Origin of the sequence: Deefgea salmonis (assembly GCF_020531905.1) — a bacterium.
Lineage (GTDB): Bacteria > Pseudomonadota > Gammaproteobacteria > Burkholderiales > Chitinibacteraceae > Deefgea > Deefgea salmonis.
In genome coordinates this window covers 390,074-409,633 of record NZ_JAJAWG010000001.1, presented here as the reverse complement: position 1 = coordinate 409,633, position 19,560 = coordinate 390,074, and the positions used below count along the sequence as shown (strand labels likewise).

General features: G+C 48.0%; 17 protein-coding genes. 10 read left to right on the top strand and 7 right to left on the bottom strand.

Annotated elements, in window-relative coordinates; all coding sequences use genetic code 11:
- Positions 1 to 308: 308 nt before the first annotated feature.
- From acnB to rpoS, 7 genes are all read left to right on the top strand, one after another.
- Positions 309 to 2,894: a bifunctional aconitate hydratase 2/2-methylisocitrate dehydratase gene (gene acnB, locus LG219_RS01770; protein ID WP_226762831.1), complete on the top strand. Its 2,586-nt coding sequence runs from the start codon at positions 309 to 311 to the stop codon at positions 2,892 to 2,894.
- Between the two features lie 228 nt (positions 2,895 to 3,122).
- The gene (locus LG219_RS01765; RefSeq protein ID WP_226762830.1) at positions 3,123 to 4,262 is read left to right on the top strand and encodes an aromatic ring-hydroxylating oxygenase subunit alpha; all 1,140 of its coding nucleotides are present in this window, start codon (positions 3,123 to 3,125) and stop codon (positions 4,260 to 4,262) included.
- Between the two features lie 114 nt (positions 4,263 to 4,376).
- On the top strand, positions 4,377 to 5,255 hold the full coding sequence (locus LG219_RS01760) for a DMT family transporter (protein ID WP_226762829.1): 879 nt from the start codon (positions 4,377 to 4,379) through the stop codon (positions 5,253 to 5,255).
- A 63-nt stretch (positions 5,256 to 5,318) separates the two neighbouring features.
- On the top strand, positions 5,319 to 6,062 hold the full coding sequence (gene surE, locus LG219_RS01755) for a 5'/3'-nucleotidase SurE (protein WP_226762828.1): 744 nt from the start codon (positions 5,319 to 5,321) through the stop codon (positions 6,060 to 6,062).
- 20 nt (positions 6,063 to 6,082) lie between these two features.
- Entirely contained in the window at positions 6,083 to 6,712 is a 630-nt protein-coding gene (locus tag LG219_RS01750) for a protein-L-isoaspartate(D-aspartate) O-methyltransferase (protein ID WP_226762827.1), read from the top strand.
- Between the two features lie 39 nt (positions 6,713 to 6,751).
- Positions 6,752 to 7,729: a peptidoglycan DD-metalloendopeptidase family protein gene (locus LG219_RS15355; RefSeq protein ID WP_226762826.1), complete on the top strand. Its 978-nt coding sequence runs from the start codon at positions 6,752 to 6,754 to the stop codon at positions 7,727 to 7,729.
- Between the two features lie 7 nt (positions 7,730 to 7,736).
- On the top strand, positions 7,737 to 8,696 hold the full coding sequence (gene rpoS / locus LG219_RS01740) for an RNA polymerase sigma factor RpoS (protein ID WP_226762825.1): 960 nt from the start codon (positions 7,737 to 7,739) through the stop codon (positions 8,694 to 8,696).
- Positions 8,697 to 8,813: 117 nt separating this feature from the next.
- Here rpoS and dapD read toward each other — a convergent pair whose 3' ends face one another.
- From dapD to LG219_RS01715, 5 genes are all read right to left on the bottom strand, one after another.
- On the bottom strand, positions 8,814 to 9,635 hold the full coding sequence (dapD, locus tag LG219_RS01735) for a 2,3,4,5-tetrahydropyridine-2,6-dicarboxylate N-succinyltransferase (RefSeq protein WP_226762824.1): 822 nt from the start codon (positions 9,633 to 9,635) through the stop codon (positions 8,814 to 8,816).
- A gap of 90 nt (positions 9,636 to 9,725) precedes the next feature.
- Positions 9,726 to 10,916: a succinyldiaminopimelate transaminase gene (dapC, locus tag LG219_RS01730; protein ID WP_226762823.1), complete on the bottom strand. Its 1,191-nt coding sequence runs from the start codon at positions 10,914 to 10,916 to the stop codon at positions 9,726 to 9,728.
- Positions 10,917 to 11,003: 87 nt separating this feature from the next.
- On the bottom strand, positions 11,004 to 11,528 hold the full coding sequence (gene msrA / locus LG219_RS01725) for a peptide-methionine (S)-S-oxide reductase MsrA (RefSeq protein ID WP_226762822.1): 525 nt from the start codon (positions 11,526 to 11,528) through the stop codon (positions 11,004 to 11,006).
- A 9-nt stretch (positions 11,529 to 11,537) separates the two neighbouring features.
- Positions 11,538 to 12,365 carry an NADPH-dependent 7-cyano-7-deazaguanine reductase QueF gene (gene queF / locus LG219_RS01720; RefSeq protein WP_226762821.1) on the bottom strand — a complete coding sequence of 276 codons (828 nt, stop codon included), beginning with the start codon at positions 12,363 to 12,365 and terminating at the stop codon, positions 11,538 to 11,540.
- 59 nt (positions 12,366 to 12,424) lie between these two features.
- The gene (locus LG219_RS01715) at positions 12,425 to 13,012 is read right to left on the bottom strand and encodes a LexA family protein (protein ID WP_226762820.1); all 588 of its coding nucleotides are present in this window, start codon (positions 13,010 to 13,012) and stop codon (positions 12,425 to 12,427) included.
- Between the two features lie 37 nt (positions 13,013 to 13,049).
- Between LG219_RS01715 and LG219_RS01710 the strand changes: the two genes are divergently transcribed.
- Positions 13,050 to 14,096: a tRNA dihydrouridine synthase gene (locus tag LG219_RS01710; protein ID WP_250647130.1), complete on the top strand. Its 1,047-nt coding sequence runs from the start codon at positions 13,050 to 13,052 to the stop codon at positions 14,094 to 14,096.
- Here the strand turns inward: LG219_RS01710 and LG219_RS01705 are convergent.
- Complete coding sequence (locus tag LG219_RS01705; protein ID WP_226762819.1) at positions 14,093 to 14,386, bottom strand: RepB family protein; 294 nt, start codon at positions 14,384 to 14,386, stop codon at positions 14,093 to 14,095. The genes LG219_RS01710 and LG219_RS01705 overlap by 4 nt on opposite strands.
- A gap of 117 nt (positions 14,387 to 14,503) precedes the next feature.
- Entirely contained in the window at positions 14,504 to 15,586 is a 1,083-nt protein-coding gene (locus LG219_RS01700) for a class I SAM-dependent methyltransferase (protein WP_226762818.1), read from the bottom strand.
- Between the two features lie 185 nt (positions 15,587 to 15,771).
- Here LG219_RS01700 and LG219_RS01695 point away from each other — a divergent pair, with 185 nt between their 5' ends.
- Both LG219_RS01695 and adhE read left to right on the top strand, forming a co-directional pair.
- Positions 15,772 to 16,494, top strand: coding sequence for a hypothetical protein (locus LG219_RS01695; RefSeq protein WP_226762817.1), 723 nt, complete (start codon positions 15,772 to 15,774; stop codon positions 16,492 to 16,494).
- A 374-nt stretch (positions 16,495 to 16,868) separates the two neighbouring features.
- Positions 16,869 to 19,505, top strand: coding sequence for a bifunctional acetaldehyde-CoA/alcohol dehydrogenase (gene adhE / locus LG219_RS01690; RefSeq protein ID WP_226762816.1), 2,637 nt, complete (start codon positions 16,869 to 16,871; stop codon positions 19,503 to 19,505).
- Positions 19,506 to 19,560 lie beyond the last annotated feature (55 nt).

Sequence of the window (19,560 nt, the reverse complement as noted above, 5' to 3'; positions counted from 1 at the left end):
TTGATGGGTATATGCATGTGGCGCTTAATATACAAAGTTTAGCTGTATATACCCCTTATATTTAACTGTGTTTTTGTCCGCAAATTTGCACCAAACTCACGCGCTATCTATTTGATTCCACTCAAAGTGTTACTCAGATTTTTCATCCAGTTATAAATATTCATCAGCTGGCCAATGCTTCGCTGTAAATGTAGTCGGCCCAAATTGCCTACTGATTGGTTCACAGCACGCAGGACAACAGGTAAAATGATTCGGATTTGTTTTTGATCAAGTTTTCCTCCCCTTAAAATTCAAAAAAAGGTATCGCCGTGCTAGTAGCCTACCGTCAACATGTTGCTGAGCGTGCCGCGCAAGGCATTGCGCCATTGCCATTGTCTGTTCAGCAAACCGCCGATTTAATTGCTTTGCTACAAAACCCACCAGCAGGCGAAGAAGCCTTTTTGCTTGATTTGATTACACATCGTGTACCTGCAGGGGTGGATGACGCGGCCAAAATTAAAGCGGCTTTTTTAGCGGCTGTCGCACAAGGCCGCGAAAGCTGTGGTTTAATTTCTCGCGCTAAAGCGACTCAATTGCTCGGCACAATGCTGGGTGGCTTTAACATCAAACCGCAAATTGATTTATTGGGTGACGCTGAAGTGGGCGAAATCGCCGCAGCAGGCCTAAAAAACACCTTGCTGATGTTCGACTACTTTCATGATGTTAAAGAACTTGCCGATGCTGGCAATGCCAACGCCAAATCGGTATTGCAATCATGGGCTGATGCCGAATGGTTCACTGGCCGTCCAGAAGTACCGGCCAAAGTGACACTGACTGTATTTAAAGTCACCGGCGAAACAAATACCGATGATTTGTCGCCAGCACCCGATGCTTGGTCGCGCCCCGATATTCCATTGCACGCCTTGGCGATGCTAAAAAATCCACGCGAAGGCATCAATCCTGACGTAGTAGGTGCAGTCGGTCCAATGAAGCAAATCGTGGCTTTACAACAAAAAGGCCACCCGATTGCTTACGTGGGTGACGTGGTCGGCACGGGTTCAAGCCGCAAATCAGCGACAAACTCGGTATTGTGGTGGACCGGTGAAGACATTCCATTCGTTCCAAACAAACGTTTTGGCGGCTATTGCATCGGCGGTAAAATTGCGCCGATTTTCTTCAACACCATGGAAGATGCCGGTGCATTGCCGATCGAATTTGATGTAACGAATTTGAATATGGGCGACGTGATCACGATTTACCCATTTGAAGGTAAAGTCGAAAAAGACGGCCAAGTGATCACTACATTCGCGCTAAAAACCGACGTATTGCTCGATGAAGTTCGCGCCGGCGGCCGGATTAACTTGATTATTGGTCGTGGCTTAACGTCAAAAGCGCGCGAAGCATTGGGCTTGCCAGCGTCAACGATTTTCCGTCTACCGCAAGATCCAGTAGCGTCAAACAAAGGCTTTACACAAGCACAAAAAATGGTTGGCCGTGCCTGTGGTTTACCAGAAGGCAAGGGCGTTCGCCCTGGCACTTACTGCGAACCCAAAATGACTTCGGTTGGCTCGCAAGACACCACCGGCCCGATGACGCGTGATGAGCTAAAAGACTTGGCCTGCTTAGGTTTCTCGGCTGATTTGGTGATGCAATCGTTCTGCCACACTGCGGCCTATCCAAAACCTGTTGACGTTAAAACGCACCACACACTGCCTGAGTTTATTCGCAATCGCGGCGGCGTTTCATTGCGCCCAGGCGATGGCGTGATTCACTCTTGGCTTAACCGGATGTTGTTGCCAGATACCGTCGGTACCGGCGGCGATTCACACACCCGTTTCCCAATCGGTATTTCATTCCCAGCGGGATCCGGTTTGGTGGCGTTTGCGGCAGCAACGGGCGTGATGCCACTGGATATGCCTGAATCAGTACTGGTTCGCTTTAAAGGTGAGTTGCAACCGGGCATTACCCTGCGTGATTTGGTGAACGCAATTCCTTTGTACGCCATCAAAGCTGGTTTGTTGACTGTAGCGAAAGCGGGTAAGAAAAACATTTTCTCGGGCCGCATCCTTGAGATTGAAGGCTTGCCAAATCTGAAGGTTGAGCAAGCATTTGAATTGACGGACGCCTCAGCAGAGCGCTCAGCCGCAGGTTGTTCGGTTCGCCTGAACGAAGAGCCTATTGCTGAATACCTCAAATCGAACATCGTGCTACTTAAATCGATGATCGCTAACGGTTATGGCGACGCAAAAACCTTGGCGCGCCGTGTGGCAAGCATGGAAAGTTGGTTGGCCAATCCAAGCTTGATCGAACCCGATGCAGATGCTGAATATGCTGCAGTGATCGAAATTGATTTGGCCGATGTAAAAGAGCCAATCTTGGCATGCCCGAATGATCCTGATGATGTGAAGATCTTGTCTGAAGTGGCCGGCACTAAGATTGATGAAGTGTTTATCGGCTCTTGCATGACCAATATCGGTCACTTCCGTGCGGCGGGTAAATTACTCGAAGGTAAGCGCGATTTGCCAACCAAGTTGTGGATTGCACCACCGACTAAAATGGACGCAGAGCAACTGACTGAAGAAGGCTACTACGGCACTTTCGGTGCGGCAGGCGCGCGAACTGAAATGCCGGGTTGCTCATTGTGCATGGGCAATCAAGCTCAGGTGCGTGAGGGTGCAACGGTGGTTTCAACTTCAACGCGTAATTTCCCAAATCGTTTAGGCAAAAATACCAACGTGTTTTTGTCTTCTGCAGAATTGGCGGCGATTGCATCACGCTTGGGTCGTATTCCAACCGTGGCTGAATATATGGCCGACGTGGCTATTTTGGCACCAAAATCAGCAGAAGTTTATAAATACCTCAACTTTAATCAAATCGAGTCGTATCAAGCCGAAGCGGATCAAGTTAAGGTTTAATTCGCCCACACGCCAAAAGACCCGCAATGCGGGTCTTTTTTTTGCTAAGCACTTCATTGCACACTGTTTTTTCTTGCTTGGGCCTTGAAATTCGGGCAAAATTAGCGCCTTTTTTCGCATCAAACTCATGGGTTTGATTTTTCTCATTTGATGGCTTGCCCACCCATCGGGCGTCGGTAATCTTGACGAACAAAGTGGCAAGACCTTCTAGCCCAGGGGGTATTGGACATGTCCAATCTGGCTACAGTAACCACGCCACAAGAATCAAGTTCAGTACTTGATTTAACGACACCACTACCAGTGGCGGCCTATTTTGACGAAGCACTCTATCAGCAAGAAATCAAACAACTTTTCAATCCAGGTCCACGTTATATCGGCCATGCACTGATGGTGCCTGCTGCTGGCGATTATCATGTCCTTGAGTCAAGTCAGGGCGCGCGGTATTTAAAACGCACCGATGATGGGGTTAAGCTGTTCTCCAATATTTGCCGTCATCGCCAAGCCACCATGCTCGAAGGTCGCGGCAATGCGACGCATACCGTTTGCCCTTTGCATCGCTGGACTTATGATCAGCACGGCCAATTATTAGGTGCGCCGCACTTTAGTGAAAAACCCTGCTTGCACTTGCCTGAAACTGAGCTGCAATCTTGGAATGGTATGCTATTTGAGTCTGGACGGGACATTGAACGCGACTTAAAAAATCTGGGCGTGCGAGAAGACTTGGATTTTTCACAGTATGTTTTTCATAGTGTGACCATTGATGAATACCAAGGCAACTGGAAGACTTTCATCGAGGTTTATCTCGAAGACTATCACGTTGTGCCGTTTCACCCTGGCTTGGGGCGCTTTGTCGATTGCAATCAGCTCAAATGGGAGTTTGGCGACTGGTATTCAGTGCAAACCGTTGGCGTGCATCATGACTTGGCCCGACCCGGTTCTAAGGTGTACCAAGATTGGCATCGCCAAGTGAAACGCTACTCACAAGACAAAACACCCAAGTATGGTGCAATTTGGCTGACTTATTACCCCAACATTACGGTTGAATGGTATCCGCATACACTGGTGATTTCGACCATCATTCCAACAGGGCCGCGTAGTTACAAAAACGTTGTCGAGTTTTATTACCCAGAAGATGTTGCGTATTTCGAGCCTGAATTGATTGCGGCCGAGCAAGCCGCTTACGCAGAAACGGCAGTTGAAGACGTAGAAATCATCAATCGAATGGAAGCTGGACGACAGGCGCTGCATGCACAAGGGCGCAATGAAGTCGGCCCTTATCAAAGCCCGATGGAAGATGGAATGCGACATTTTCATCAATTTTTACGGCGTGAGCTCGCTGGATATATGCCAGCGCACGATAAGAAATAAGCTCAAGGCTGCTTCGGCGGCCTTTGTTTTTATTCAACAGTATTTTGATTTGAGCTGCTGTATACTTTGCTAGCCTTTTAAAATCATAGCTTACATCGACATACCCAAGGATTTATGCAGAAAATAATTGCCTATTGTCGTGAGTCGGGCTCATTTTGGATGATACTGGCCAGCCTCTCTTTTGCCGCCATGGGCGTATTCGTTAAGCTGGGTTCGGTGCATTTTAGTACTGCGGAATTGGTTTTTTATCGCTGCGCCGCAGGGTTGATTTTTATTGCTTTAATGATTTTGCCGCAAGGCAAAACACTCAAAGTGAGCTATCTCGCATTTAAAATGCATCTGTCACGTAGCTTGGCTGGATTTATTGCGTTGATGCTGTATTTTTATGCGATTAGTCAGCTCACACTATCCATGGCAGTAACACTCAATTACACTTCTCCGCTGTTTTTTGTATTAATCACGATGATTCGTCAAAAGCAATGGCCGCATTGGCAATTATTGGGCAGTATTGCATTGGGCTTTATTGGTGTTGTCAGCTTATTGCAGCCTACGATGGCTGCCGAGCAGTGGTTGGGTGGTTTAATGGGGCTACTATCTGGCCTACTGGCAAGCGTGGCGTATATGAATGTCAGCGAGCTAGGAAAAATCGGCGAGCCTGAGTGGCGAACTGTATTTTACTTTTCATTGATTTCCACCTTGGGTGCTGGTTTTTTTATGCTGCTACAAGCCGAACCCTTACTCCGTCCCAGTGTGCACGATGGATTGATTATTTTTGGCATGGGTAGTTGTGCCACACTCGCGCAACTGGCGATGACACGTGCTTACCGCAAAGGGCGCTCTTTGGTGATGGTTAGCTTGTCGTATTTAACGGTACTGTTTTCTACCTTGCTCAGTTGGATGGTTTGGGGCGACGCCCCAACGTCACTCGCACTCGTCGCCATGTTGATGATTGTGCTTGCAGGGATCGGCGCCAGATCAAGCCGAAATTCATAATAAAGTCGTTGTTTTCTTGTAAGCTAAAAAGCAATTAAATATCCCCAGCAAAGGCCGCTAAATATGCGTTTTTTAATCAGCAATGATGATGGTTATTTCTCTCCTGGGCTTGCAGCCTTAGCCATGTCCCTCGGTGGGCTGGGCGATACATTTGTCTGCGCACCTGAGCGCGATCGAAGCGGCTCAAGCAACTCGCTAACACTGGATCGACCACTGTCGGTCAAGCAATCTGCTGCTGGCTTTTTTTATATTAATGGCACGCCCACCGACTGCGTACACTTGGCCGCAACCGGCTTAATGCCTGAATTGCCGGATATGGTGGTTGCTGGCATTAATCATGGCCCGAATATGGGTGACGACACGATTTATTCCGGCACCGTCGCCGCCGCAACGGAAGGTTTTTTGCTGGGCATTCCTGCAATTGCAATTTCTTTGGCATCACATAATCCAGTACATTTTGAAACTGCGGCGCGAGTGGCAAACGACTTAGTGCAGCGTTTTATTCGAAATCCATTTCGTGGCGCCGTACTGTTGAATGTGAACGTCCCAGACGTCGCTTACGAGGCATTATCTGGCACCAAAATCACGCGACTAGGTCGACGCCATAAATCTGCCCCGGTTATTCGCGATGAAAACCCTCGCGGTGAGCCGATTTGGTGGGTTGGCCCCATCGGTAAAGTCGCCGATGCCAGCAGTGGCACTGATTTTGACGCTGTTGCGAATGGTTACGTGTCAATTACACCGCTGTCTATTGATTTAACAGCCCATCAACAAATTGATTTTATGACTCAGTGGGTAAATGCATAATGCTGCAGCAAGGTAGTGGCATGACCTCCATTCGCACCCGAACACGGATGATAGAACGCCTACGTGCTCAAGGGATTTGCAACGAAAGCATCCTCACCATCATGGGACAAATCCCGAGGCACGCTTTTGTCGACGAGGCCTTAGCACACAAAGCTTATGATGATTTCTCTTTACCAATTGGCTTTGCGCAAACGATTTCTCAGCCCTATATCGTTGCCAGAATGTCAGAACTGCTCTTTGCCGTACCTGAGCACAATAAAGTATTGGAAATCGGCACTGGTTGCGGCTATCAAACTGCCATTCTGGCTAAAATCTTCAAAACAGTGCATAGCATTGAGCGAATTGCTGGCCTAGTGCGTAATACCCGCGATCGACTTAATACGCTGGGCGTGCATAATGCGCGTTTGCGTCATGCCGATGGCAGTAACGGTCTGCCCGAACTTGGACCGTTTGACGCCATTATTATTACTGCCGCAGCGCCCATTGTGCCAGAACACCTCATGGACCAACTCAATATTGGGGGGCGTTTAGTATTCCCCGTTGGCGATATTGATCAAGAATTAAGAATGATTGAGCGACTCGACGAAGGCTTTACAGAAACTCGACTGGAAAAAGTTAAATTTGTCCCATTGCTATCCGGAATTTCGTAATCAATCGCCCAAATTTACCCAAACAAAAGGAGAACGCGCGTGAGTGCAATTCGATTTAGCGCTGTTTTTTCAACCCTCGTCTTATGTGCCTGCTCTAGCACGCCCAATCCACCCGCGCCGATTGTTGATCGCAGTCATACGCCGGTTGCTGTGCCAAGCCCTGTCGTGATACCTAGCCCAAACGCCATCAACACTTATACCGTCAAAGCGGGTGATGGTCTTTATCGCATCGCACTTGAAAATGGAGTTACTTACAAAGATCTAGTCGCATGGAATCAAATTGAAGATGTAAATGGTCTTCGGATTGGCCAGGTTTTACGTCTTGGCCCTGCCAATTCGACAGTCACCTCATCGGGCGTTGAGGTCAGACCTTTGCTCGCCGATGGCACGACAACCAGTGCCTTACCAATCAAATCAGCCAGTACTCAGCAATACCCTCGCGCCATTAAAGAGCCATATTCTAACCAAACCGCAAGTGCCATTGCCATACGCGCTGAGGGTCAAGCTGTTGTTGCAAAACAACAAAATATTCCAAGCCCAAGCAAACCAGCAACGACCAAACCAGCCAGTACACCTTCGTCGGCCTCAAAGGCAGCAAACGTAGAGAAATCAGGTGCTGCAGTGGACTTAAATTCGAGCGAAAGTAACACCACTAGCGGCATCTGGGCACCACCTACGGCGGGCAAGGTAAGCTCAAGCTTTACCGCAGAAAGCAAAGGCATTGATATCAAGGGGCAAATGGGGCAATCTATAGTTGCGTCAGGGAGTGGCAAGGTTGTTTACGCCGGCTCTGGATTGAAGGGCTACGGCAAAATGCTCATTATTCAGCACAGTGATGGCTTTTTGTCTGCCTACGCACATAACAGCAAACTACTCGTCAAAGAAAATGATCTAGTAAAAAAAGGCGAAAAAATCGCCGAAATGGGGAACAGCGATAGCGATCAGGTCAAGCTGCACTTCGAATTACGCAAGTTTGGTAAGTCGGTCGATCCGAGCAACTACATCAAGTTGAATTAGAGGCTGTATGAGCGATCAAATCGATATTTTAGAAGAAGATCTTGCTGACGAAGATGATGAACTCATCGAGGCAGATTCCGATGATGCTGAAGTCGATACCGAAGCCAAAGAAGAAACCGACCGTTACACCGCCGAAAGCACGGGTGATGTAACGCAAATCTATCTCAACGAGATCGGGCAAAGTAAATTACTCACCCCTGACGAAGAGCGCGCGCTATCACGCCGCGTCGTACAGGGTGATTTCTCTGCGCGACAGAAAATGATCGAACACAACTTACGCTTGGTCGTGAATATCGCCAAGCACTACATCAACCGTGGTATGACTTTGCTGGACTTGATCGAGGAAGGCAATATTGGATTGATGCACGCTTTAGAAAAATTCGATCCAGAGCGTGGATTTCGTTTCTCTACCTACGCGACATGGTGGATTCGTCAGAGCATCGAGCGATCGATCATGAATCAATCGCGCACCATTCGACTACCGGTGCATGTAATTAAAGAATTGAATGTTTATTTACGTGCGCAGCGACATCTTGAAGCCAGTTTAGGCCACGAACCAGCCATTGAAGACATTGCGCATTTAGTCGGCAAAAATGTCGAAGAAGTGCGCCGAGTCATGAGTTTAAATGAACGTGTTGCCTCATTAGACGCACCACTGGATATCGATCCCATGCTTTCGATTGGCGAATCGATCCCTGATGAGCAACATGATGGGCCTGAAGCCATCTTGCAAAATGCCGAAGTCGAGCGTTACGTCAAAGAGTGGCTCAAGCAACTCAACGACAAGCAGCGGATGGTGATCGAGCGTCGCTACGGACTCAATGGCTATGAAATCTGCACCTTAGAAGATTTGGCTGCCAATCTTAACTTAACGCGAGAGCGCGTTCGGCAAATTCAAATCGAAGCACTCGATCAATTGCGCCGTATTTTGCGCCGCTATGGCGTAGCCCGTGATGTTGTCCTCTAAATAATCACGCCAATTCATTTCAAGTCAAACGATCCAAACCATACCTCGCATTGAGTTCAATAAAAAATCCCCGAACAGCGCCGCTGAATCGGGGATTTTTATTCACAACAAACCAAATTAGATGCCGCGCAACAACTCGTTAATCCCCACTTTTGAGCGTGTTTTAGCATCGACTTTCTTGACAATCACCGCGCAATACAAGCTGTATTTACCATCGGCAGACGGTAAATTACCCGAAACCACCACCGAACCCGCAGGGATGCGGCCATAAGTGACTTCGCCAGTTTCACGATCGTAAATGCGCGTTGATTGCCCAATGTAAACGCCCATTGAAATAACCGAGCCTTCTTCAACGATCACGCCTTCAACCACTTCTGAGCGCGCACCGATAAAGCAATTGTCTTCGATAATAGTCGGGCCCGCTTGCAATGGCTCAAGCACACCACCAATACCTACGCCGCCAGAAAGATGAACGTTTTTACCAATCTGCGCGCACGAACCCACCGTTGCCCAAGTGTCCACCATGGTGCCTTCGTCAACAAAAGCACCAATATTGACGTAAGACGGCATCAGTACGACGTTTTTGCCAATGTAAGCGCCTTTGCGAGCAATGGCATTCGGTACGACGCGAAAACCGCCCGCACGAAAATCTTCTTCGGTATAGTCGGCAAATTTACTCGGCACTTTATCAAAAAACTGCGTGCACCCACCGTCTAAAACCACGTTGTCGTTAATGCGAAATGAAAGCAAAACTGCTTTTTTAATCCATTGATGGGTCAGCCAATGCCCGTCAATTTTTTCTGCCACACGAAGCTGTCCTTGATCTAAAGCGGCGATCACTTCATTGACTGCAACACGCAAATCAGTAGAGACATTGCTCGGCGTAATATCAGCACGGTTTTCGAATGCAGTTTCAATAATGGCTTGCAAATGATTCATCTTGAGTATTCCTCGGGTTGGCAGATCAATAGAAATGTATCTTAAATTTACGCAGCAAACACCACAGAACGAAGGGCGTCAGGGCGTAGATTACTTTAATGTCTTACAGTAATTCACAATACGATTCGCAGCAGTAATGCACTCATCTAGCGGGGCGACCAGTGCAATTCGAATGTAACCGAGTCCCGGATTCACACCATGCGCTTCACGTGCCAAATAAGAGCCCGGCAAAACAGTGACATGCTGCTGCTCATACAAACCGGCAGCAAAAGCTTCATCATCCATTGGCACCTTAGCCCACAGATAGAAGGCCGCATCCGGCAGAGTCAGGTCGAGCACTGTTTGCAAAATGCCGGTTACAGCGGCAAATTTTTCGGCATACAGTTGACGATTTTCGATTACATGCGTTTCATCACGCCAAGCCGCAGCACTGGCGGCCATAACCATTGGGCTCATGGCACAGCCGTGATACGTTCGATACAATAAAAATTGCGCCAAAATTTTAGCGTCGCCAGCAACAAAGCCTGAGCGCATACCCGGCACATTTGAGCGTTTGGATAAAGAAGAAAAAACAACGAGCCGCGTGTAATCTCGGCCTAGTAAACGAGCTGCTTCAAGTCCGCCGAGCGGCTTGTTATTGCCGAAATAAATTTCTGAATAGCATTCGTCAGACGCAATCACAAAACCATATTGATCGGACAAAGCAAATAAACGCTGCCAATCATTCAGTGATGCTACTGCTCCGGTTGGGTTGCCCGGAGAGCAAGTAAATACCACCTGTGTTCGAGCCCACACTGTTTCTGGAACACTCCCCCAATCAGGCTGAAATCGCTGCGATGCGGTGCAATTGACAAACCAAGGTTCCGCGCCAGCCAACAATGCGGCGCCTTCATAAATTTGATAAAACGGATTGGGCGACAGCACGACAGGGCGCTCACGCGTGGGATCAACAACAGCCTGAACAAAAGCAAACAATGCCTCACGACTGCCATTTACTGGCAAAACCTCAGTCAGTGGATTGGGCGCAGCGATACCATATCGACGCGCAAGCCACTCACTAATACTGCTGCGCAAATCATCTGAGCCCAAGGTCGCTGGGTAGCTCGACAGACCGGACAGATTGTCAATTAGCGCCGTTTTAATCAATTCTGGCGCGGCATGTTTAGGCTCACCAATGGACAAATTGATCGGCTTTAAATCCTGATTTGGCGTCAAAGCAGCAAAGCGTTGACGTAATTTTTGGAACGGGTAGGGCTGAAGTAAGTTTAGTCGCGGCGACATTGCGCGGCTCTTAGGCAGTTAGGGAAGACGGTAATTATAACCTCTTACGCAGCGCCTGCGCCACGCAAGAAGCAGTAAAAACAAGGCTTAGCGCACTTTCTCTACAAAATCGCGCATAAACTTCTTTAGCTTGGGCTCGATAATTGCCCGACAATACGGCTGGTTTGAGTGCAAGCGATAATAATTATGGTGATCTATCTCGGCAGGCCAAAATTCAGCAGCCATCAGGACCTGCGTCACAATAGCGTCAGCACTTTGCTGCGCAAGCGCAGCAATTTTGTTTTCTGCTGCAATCAGTTGCTCTGGATTGCTCGCAAAAATAGCCGAGCGGTACTGAGTGCCGACATCATTGCCTTGGCGATTAAGCGTGTACGGATCATGGATGGCAAAAAAGATGTCGAGCAATTCGGCAGTAGTAATCACACTCGAATCAAACACAATCTGCACAACTTCTGCATGACCAGTATGCCCTTCACAAACTTGCCCATATTCAGGTTGATCGACATACCCCCCCATATAGCCTGAAACGACAGACTCAACGCCGCGCACTTGCTGAAACACCGCCTCTAAACACCAAAAGCACCCACCAGCCAAAGTGATTGTTTCACGCATAACCGCCCCTTATTGACGCGCCGTTCTCGCATTGCTGGGTTGAGCGGCATTAAAATTGGTTCTAAATGGATTAATATCCAAACCACCACGTCGCGTATAGCGGGCATAAACTGCCAATTTCAGCGGTGCACAATCGCGCATGATATCAACAAAAATCCGCTCTACACATTGCTCGTGAAATTCATTGTGATTACGAAACGAGATTAAATAGCGCAACAAACTTTCGCGATTAATTGCCCGGCCAGTATATTGAATTTGCACGCTAGCCCAGTCAGGTTGACCCGTAACGAGGCAATTTGACTTTAACAAGTCCGAAGTCAGCGTTTCAGTGGTCGTGGCATGTGTATTTTCACAGTGCAAAATGCCCGGTTGCGGAGCGTACAGCGCAACATCTAGATCTAAATTATCAATATTGTAGCCGCTGAGCTCGGCCATTTTTTGCTGTGCAAATAAGGCCGGTTCAATTAACTTCACCTGAATTGGGGCGCCAACACCCGCCGAAATGTCTTTTTGCAGCAATTCGCTCAATTGAGTAAAGCCATCAACTTTCGTCTGATTAAAGCTATTTAAATACAATTTAAACGATTTAGATTCAATAATATTTGGGCTGTTGGCTGGAATATAAAAACTGGCAATCGCCACCTGTGGCTTACCCTTGGCATTTAGCCAAGAGAGCTCATAGGCATTCCAAATATCAGTACCAAAGAAAGGCAGGTCTGCAGCAATACCGATTTCTAAGCGTTTTTGTTCTCGAGCAATCGGAAATAATAAACTCGAGTCGTACTCTGTAATGTATTCGCTGGCTTTGCCTAGCGGTGAAAGTTGCACATCACTCATTGCTTTGCATCCAAGATAGGTTAAATGGTCTTTGTCACTAACTGATCTGAAGCGGCATTTTATCGGTATTTACGCACCAAACCGACCATCACCCCAAAAATTTCCAAACTCGCTTCTGGGCGAATGATGCTGTAATCGGCATTGTGCGGAATCAAGAAGTAACCCGATTTGTCTTTGCCCAGTTCTTTTAGCGTGTATTCATTATCAACAATGGCCACAACAATATCACCCACTAAGGCGGCATGGCGCTTTTCGACCACGGCAATATCACCATCAAAAATGCCGGCCTCCATCATTGAGTCGCCTTTGATTTTCACCAAAATGGACGACGCCGGGCGGGGCATCAAAAATTCATCCAGTGAAATAGCTTCGCTCATCGCGTCATTGGCCGCAGCGGGCAAACCAGCTGGCAAGTTAAAATCCGCTAATTCGCGCTCAAAAAAACGCTTAGTGGGCGCCAAGCGCTTGTCTGGCGTAACCTCAATAAAGCCCGCCAACGTCAAGCGCTTAACCAATGCGGACACTGCCGATTTTGAGGCCATGCCTAATAGCTCGCCAATGGCCGAATACGAGGGGATATTGCGATAATCCGCGTAATAGTCTTGCAGTTTACCCAGATATTCTGCATCACGATTGGGGTTGGCCATCGGGCACCTCTTAGTTTCGATATATCCCTATAGCGTATTGAACGTTCGTTCTAATGTCAAGCCAGAAGGGCGTGTAACTAGCGTACACAAGCAGGGCGGCAGTCGATTACAATGGCACTTTATTTTATTGCTTGAGTTTGCCGTGCGGATTTTATTAGCGCCCATGGAAGGGCTGTTGGACTGTGTACTACGCGACGTTTTGACTCGCGCTGGCGGGATCGATCTCTGCGTCACTGAGTTCGTTCGTGTTAGTGGCAGCGTATTGCCGCACCGTACCTTTCAAAGAATTGCCCCCGAACTCAGCACCCAGAGCCATACCCACAGCGGCGTACCGGTGCGTGTGCAACTTTTGGGCTCAGACGCACAATGCCTAGCAGAAAATGCCGCCAAGCTGGCGGAACTCAAGCCATACGGTATTGATTTAAATTTCGGCTGCCCAGCCAAAACCGTCAACCGGCATCGCGGCGGCGCTATTTTATTAAAAGAACCGGAAGTGATATATCAAATTGTGAATGCGGTTCGCCAAGCTACGCCGGGGTATATTCCTGTAACCGCCAAAATGCGCCTTGGCTATGAAGATACATCCCAAGCGATTGATTGTGCTCAAGCGATTGCCAGCGCCGGTGCCGCCGAAGTTGTGGTTCATGCCCGTACAAAAACCGATGGCTATAAACCGCCTGCTTACTGGGAATGGATTGCAGCCATCAAAGCAAATGTCGCCATCCCTGTCGTAGCGAATGGCGAAATATGGACGTTGGCAGACTTTAAACGTTGTCAACAAGTCTCAGGGTGCGACGACATCATGCTGGGGCGGGGCATTGTCGCCAATCCAGGTCTGGCTTTAGAAGCCAAACTGGGGCGCGCACTAAGCTGGCTAGAATTGCAGCCGTTGTTTTTGGTGTTCTGGCAGCAAGTTTTAACGCATTGCTACCCAAAATATCAGGCCGGCAGGGTCAAGCAGTGGCTCAACTATCTACGTAAGCATTACCCAGAAGCTGAGGCTTTATTTCAGCAAATTCGCACTTTGAATTTACCCGAAGAGCTCGAGCAGGCCTGCCCGGCGCTCGTGCGAATTGTCGACTAAACCTCGGGCAAAGTTTGAATTAATTGCTCTAAAGCTTCGATCTGCGTCATGCAATTGGCTTCGCAATATCGTTTTAGACGTTGATGCAAACTCGCGTCAATTTCGACCGAGAGCGCTTTAGGCAAACGCTGATTGTGATCGCGCGTAGCGCGGCCGACCTGCATCGAGCGCGAGCGGCGCTTTCGCTCGGCGGCACTCATCGGCTTACCATGGATTGCTGGACGACCGCGTTTCTTTAACAAAGGAATTTCAGGGAGTTCAAGCGTATGCTGATCGCTAGGGTGCTTCATAGTGTGACATGTCGCGAATTTATGGCGCTCTATTATCCTGCAGAACGTACATTCAGACAATAGGTGACGACCTTAGATTGGCTTTAACTAAAAAATTACCACCTGCAACACCAACTCCTAACGCATCACTTTTAAAATCACAAACTTTGCATTTTGTGCCATGACGCTCACTCGGCGAAACTGCTTTTTTAGATCCGCCTGATAATCCAAGTGGCGATTCGCGACCACCCATAATTCAGTGTCGGCATGCATGCATCGCTTGGCTTGCGTAAACATACTGACTGCGATGTCGGTGGTAATGGTATTTTGCTGATGAAAAGGGGGGTTAATTAAAATCAAATCAAATGACTGCGTCACATTCGCCAAACCATCACCATGCACAATTTGCACCACAGCCTGCGGGCAATTGCGCTCAAAACTCAATCTTGCTGACTCAATAGCCGCCTTGGATTCATCGTATAAATACAAGGCAGCATCCGGATGGCGTCGATGATAAGCCAAAGACAGCAGACCATTGCCGCAACCGACATCGGCCACTGTTTTGACTGAGGGCAGCTGCGAAAAATGCTCAATAAAAAATCGCGATCCAATATCTATCTTTTGCTCAGCAAAAACACCCGCCACATTCTGCAACACCAAGCCAAGCTCAGATACCTGCTGACTATAAGGCAATAGCTTCTCCTTGCTGGGTCGCAGACAAGCCCGATACATACGGGCCTTGCGCACCGTTGGCAAGTATTCAACATCGTCACAGTATTTTTTAATGAGTGCTAAATGCCCATTACTAACGTGCTTTTGCATACCAGAGAAGTAAATCGTTATCGGCGCAACCAAGCCATTGGCCAACTGTAGCAGCTGCGCCTCAAGCATCGACAGCGACTTGGGCAGCTTCACCATGGCGCAAGTCACGCTTTGGTCGACATAATCAATCCAATCTGCGCGGGTGTTGTGTTCGATCGCATGCCGCGAACACCACGAATCATTAATATGAAAAACAGCAGCAACCCCACACTGAATCGCCATCGCGTGTAACGCGCCAAAACCATCATTAAGCAACACCAGTGCAGCGTCTTTTTCCAGAAAGCCCGCCAAATAAGAATCCGCCGCATCCCACGCCTGTAAGTCTTTCGCGTGTTTAGCAGGGTAGCGTTGTAAATTGAGCGCATCAAACGACGCGAAAGACAGTAAATCAGTAGACATTAAGTTTTCTTTTAAAAGCTATAAATCAAACGATCTTGTTCGAGGTGCAATTCTAACAGCTCAACATAAAACCTGCCGCATCGCTGCGCCACAACCCACCAACCCTTTGATTGGCGGTGGCCATCCCTGCGTATTTATGTAAGGCTATGGCGAAATCGCATTTCTCTTTGATAGGCAAACCAACAATGAACTACACCGATGACAGAATGGATGACGAGGCAATCAAACCCAGTCGAACTTTACCGCTGGCTGTATTTTTCTGCATATTGAGTGCGGTGTTGTTTGGTGCTTATCGCGCGGGTGCTTTGCCGCACTACACATTTTTAATCGACGGCAATAAGATTGAGTTCATTCGTGACGACGCAAAATATCTGGCCGAGCAAGCACAAAAGGGCGAGGCAATTGATGACGCTAACCGTAAAATCATCGCCGCCAATCGCAAAGCCTTAAATGCTTACACTGAAAATACACAAGATTCAGACTCGACATTGGAAATTCAGTACGCGAATCCATCTGATCGCACAATAGTGACCAACGGTTACCCGTCAGAATCCGCAAACTCGGCGCAAGTGGTGAAATGTCTTTCTGCCGAAGGCCGCATTGTTTATCAAGCAAGTAATTGTTCAGATGACGGCTTAACGCCGATCAAGGTCTTAACCCAAGCTCAATTGCAGCATTCTAGCGCCGACGCATTTCAAGCCAGCGCAGACAATACATCGCCCGAACCCTACAGCCCAGCGATTGCGCGAATCAATCACGAATCAAAGCGCGACTCACCGCACTGTAAAAATATTGCAGCTACTCGCGAACGAATTCGCGAACAGCAACGCGCGAATTCAACGCAATACTTGCGCGATGAATATAGACACCTAAGCCAAATCTGGCACAACGATTGTTTTGATGCTTAATTTGCCCACGAAGGGGAGTTGAGTGAGCAATTACAAGGTACGTACCAACAAAGGAATACACGACAAAAAACAACAAACCCAACGCTTATGCGACTCTGGATAGTCATCACTACTTTACTTTACATAATATACATTATGCGAATATAAGCAGAGGCAAAGCAGAAAACATGACATATATCAAATATGTGCTGCCAATAGGCGTTTACTCTAGCGGCATAGATATTCCTGCCGCAGCAAGCTATATGTTGTTTTGTTGAGTTGGTTTAGTTGCTCGATATACAAAATTAATGCGGCAAAGCTTTACTGCCTGGTAATTAAAATCAGTGCATAATTTATAGAAATACCAACACTCACTGAAATATACGGAGATCCTCATGACAGTTACTAATGTACAAGAACTTGATGCACTGGTCGCTCGGGTTAAAAAAGCTCAGCAACTTTTTGCCACGTACTCACAAGAGCAAGTCGACGAAATCTTCCGTGTCGCTGCCTTGGCTGCTGCAGATGCGCGTTTGCCACTGTCTAAAATGGCCGTTGCAGAAACTGGCATGGGGATTGTTGAAGACAAAGTAATCAAGAATCACTTTGCCTCTGAATATATTTACAATGCCTACAAAGACGAAAAGACTTGCGGCATCCTGTCTACCGACGATGCTTTCGGCACCATGACGATTGCCGAGCCAATCGGTATTATTTGCGGCATCGTACCAACGACCAATCCAACGTCTACCGCGATTTTCAAAGCTTTGATTTCTTTGAAAACCCGCAACGGTATCGTATTTAGCCCACACCCACGCGCACGTAAATCGACTTGCGCTGCCGCACGCATCGTGCTCGAAGCGGCTGTTGCCGCTGGTGCGCCGCGTGACATTATTGGCTGGATCGACGAACCTACGGTTGAATTGTCAAACCACCTAATGAAACACCCAGATCTGAACTTAATCTTGGCGACCGGCGGCCCCGGCATGGTGAAAGCAGCGTATAGCTCTGGCAAGCCCGCCATTGGTGTCGGTGCGGGCAATACCCCAGTGGTTATTGATGAAACTGCCGACATCAAACGTGCAGTAGCTTCCATCTTAATGTCAAAAACATTCGACAACGGTGTGGTTTGTGCTTCAGAACAGTCAGTCATTGTTGTAGACAGCATCTACGAACAAGTTAAAGAACGCTTTAACCAAAACGGCGGCTACATCTTAAGCAAAAAAGAAACCGAAGCGGTTCGCAAAGTGATCTTGGTGAATGGCGGCTTAAACGCCAACATCGTGGGTCAATCCGCCATCAAAATTGCGGACATGGCCGGCATTAAAGTACCTGCATACACCAAAGTATTGATCGGTGAAGTGACTTCGGTTGGCGAGGAAGAAGAATTCGCACACGAGAAGCTCTCCCCTACTTTGGCCATGTATCGCGCCAAAGACTTTTTTGACGCAGTATCCAAAGCCGAAGCTTTGGTGGCTTTGGGCGGCATTGGTCACACTTCATCGCTCTATACCGATCAAGATTTGCAAACTGAACGCATCGCTTATTTTGGCGACAAAATGAAAACCGCCCGCATCTTGATCAACACGCCTTCATCACAAGGCGGTATTGGTGACCTGTACAACTTTAAATTAGCGCCATCGCTGACTTTGGGTTGTGGCTCATGGGGCGGCAATTCGATCTCAGAAAACGTGGGACCAAAACATTTACTCAACAAGAAAACTGTTGCGAAGCGAGCTGAAAACATGTTGTGGCACAAACTTCCAAAAAGCATTTACTTCCGTCGTGGCAGCTTGTCGATTGCACTGAAAGAATTGGGCGGCAGCAAAAAACGCGCAGCCATCGTTACCGATCATTTCTTGTTCAATAACGGCATGTGTGATGAAACCATCCGCGTACTAAAACAACAAGGCCTCGAAGTTGAAGTATTCCACGAAGTAGAGGCCGACCCAACCTTGGCCGTTGTTCGCAAAGGCGTGGCGATGCTCAATAACTTCAAACCGGATGTCATTATTGCACTCGGTGGCGGCTCGCCAATGGATGCAGCAAAAATCATGTGGGTCATGTACGAGCACCCAGAAGTTCATTTTGAAGATTTGGCGCTGCGCTTTATGGACATCCGTAAACGCATTTACACCTTCCCAAAAATGGGCATTAAAGCTGAATTGATTGCCATCCCAACCACTTCAGGCACTGGCTCAGAAGTAACGCCATTTGCAGTGGTAACCGATGAAGTAACTGGCATGAAATACCCAATCGCCGATTACGAACTCACGCCAAACATGGCCATCATCGATTCAAACTTGGTGATGAATATGCCAAAATCGTTGACTGCTTTTGGTGGTATTGATGCGGTAACGCATGCACTGGAAGCGTACGTATCGGTATTGGCCAACGAGTTCTCTGATCCGCATGCCCTGCAAGCGCTCAAATTACTCAAGCAATACCTGCCATCGTCATACATCAATGGCGCGAACGACCCTAAGGCGCGTGAGCAAGTTCACAATGCGGCAACGATCGCCGGCATGTCATTTGCCAATGCTTTCTTGGGTGTTTGTCACTCAATGGCGCACAAATTGGGTGCTGAATTCCACCTGGCGCACGGTTTAGCCAACGCTTTGTTGATCAGCAACGTGATTCGTTACAATGCGGTGGACATTCCGACGAAACAAACTGCATTTAGCCAATACGATCGTCCGCAAGCCAAGTGCCGTTATGCTGATATCGCTGAGCATTTGGGTCTTGCTGGCAAAAATGATGACCAAAAATTGGAAAACTTGATTGCTTGGGTGGATGAACTCAAACAAGTGTTGAACATTCCAATGTCGATCAAAGAGGCAGGCGTGAACGAAGCTGACTTTATGGCGCGCGTTGACCGTATTGCGGAAGAAGCGTTTGATGACCAATGTACCGGCGCTAACCCACGCTTCCCATTGATTAGCGAACTCAAGCAAGTTCTTATCGACAGCTTCTATGGCCGCGCTTACAAAGAAACATATGGCGTAGTTGCCGAAGTCAAAGCCAGCAAATAAAAAATAATTTGCTCTAACCTTAAAAAGCCCGCAAAAGCGGGCTTTTTGCTGTCGG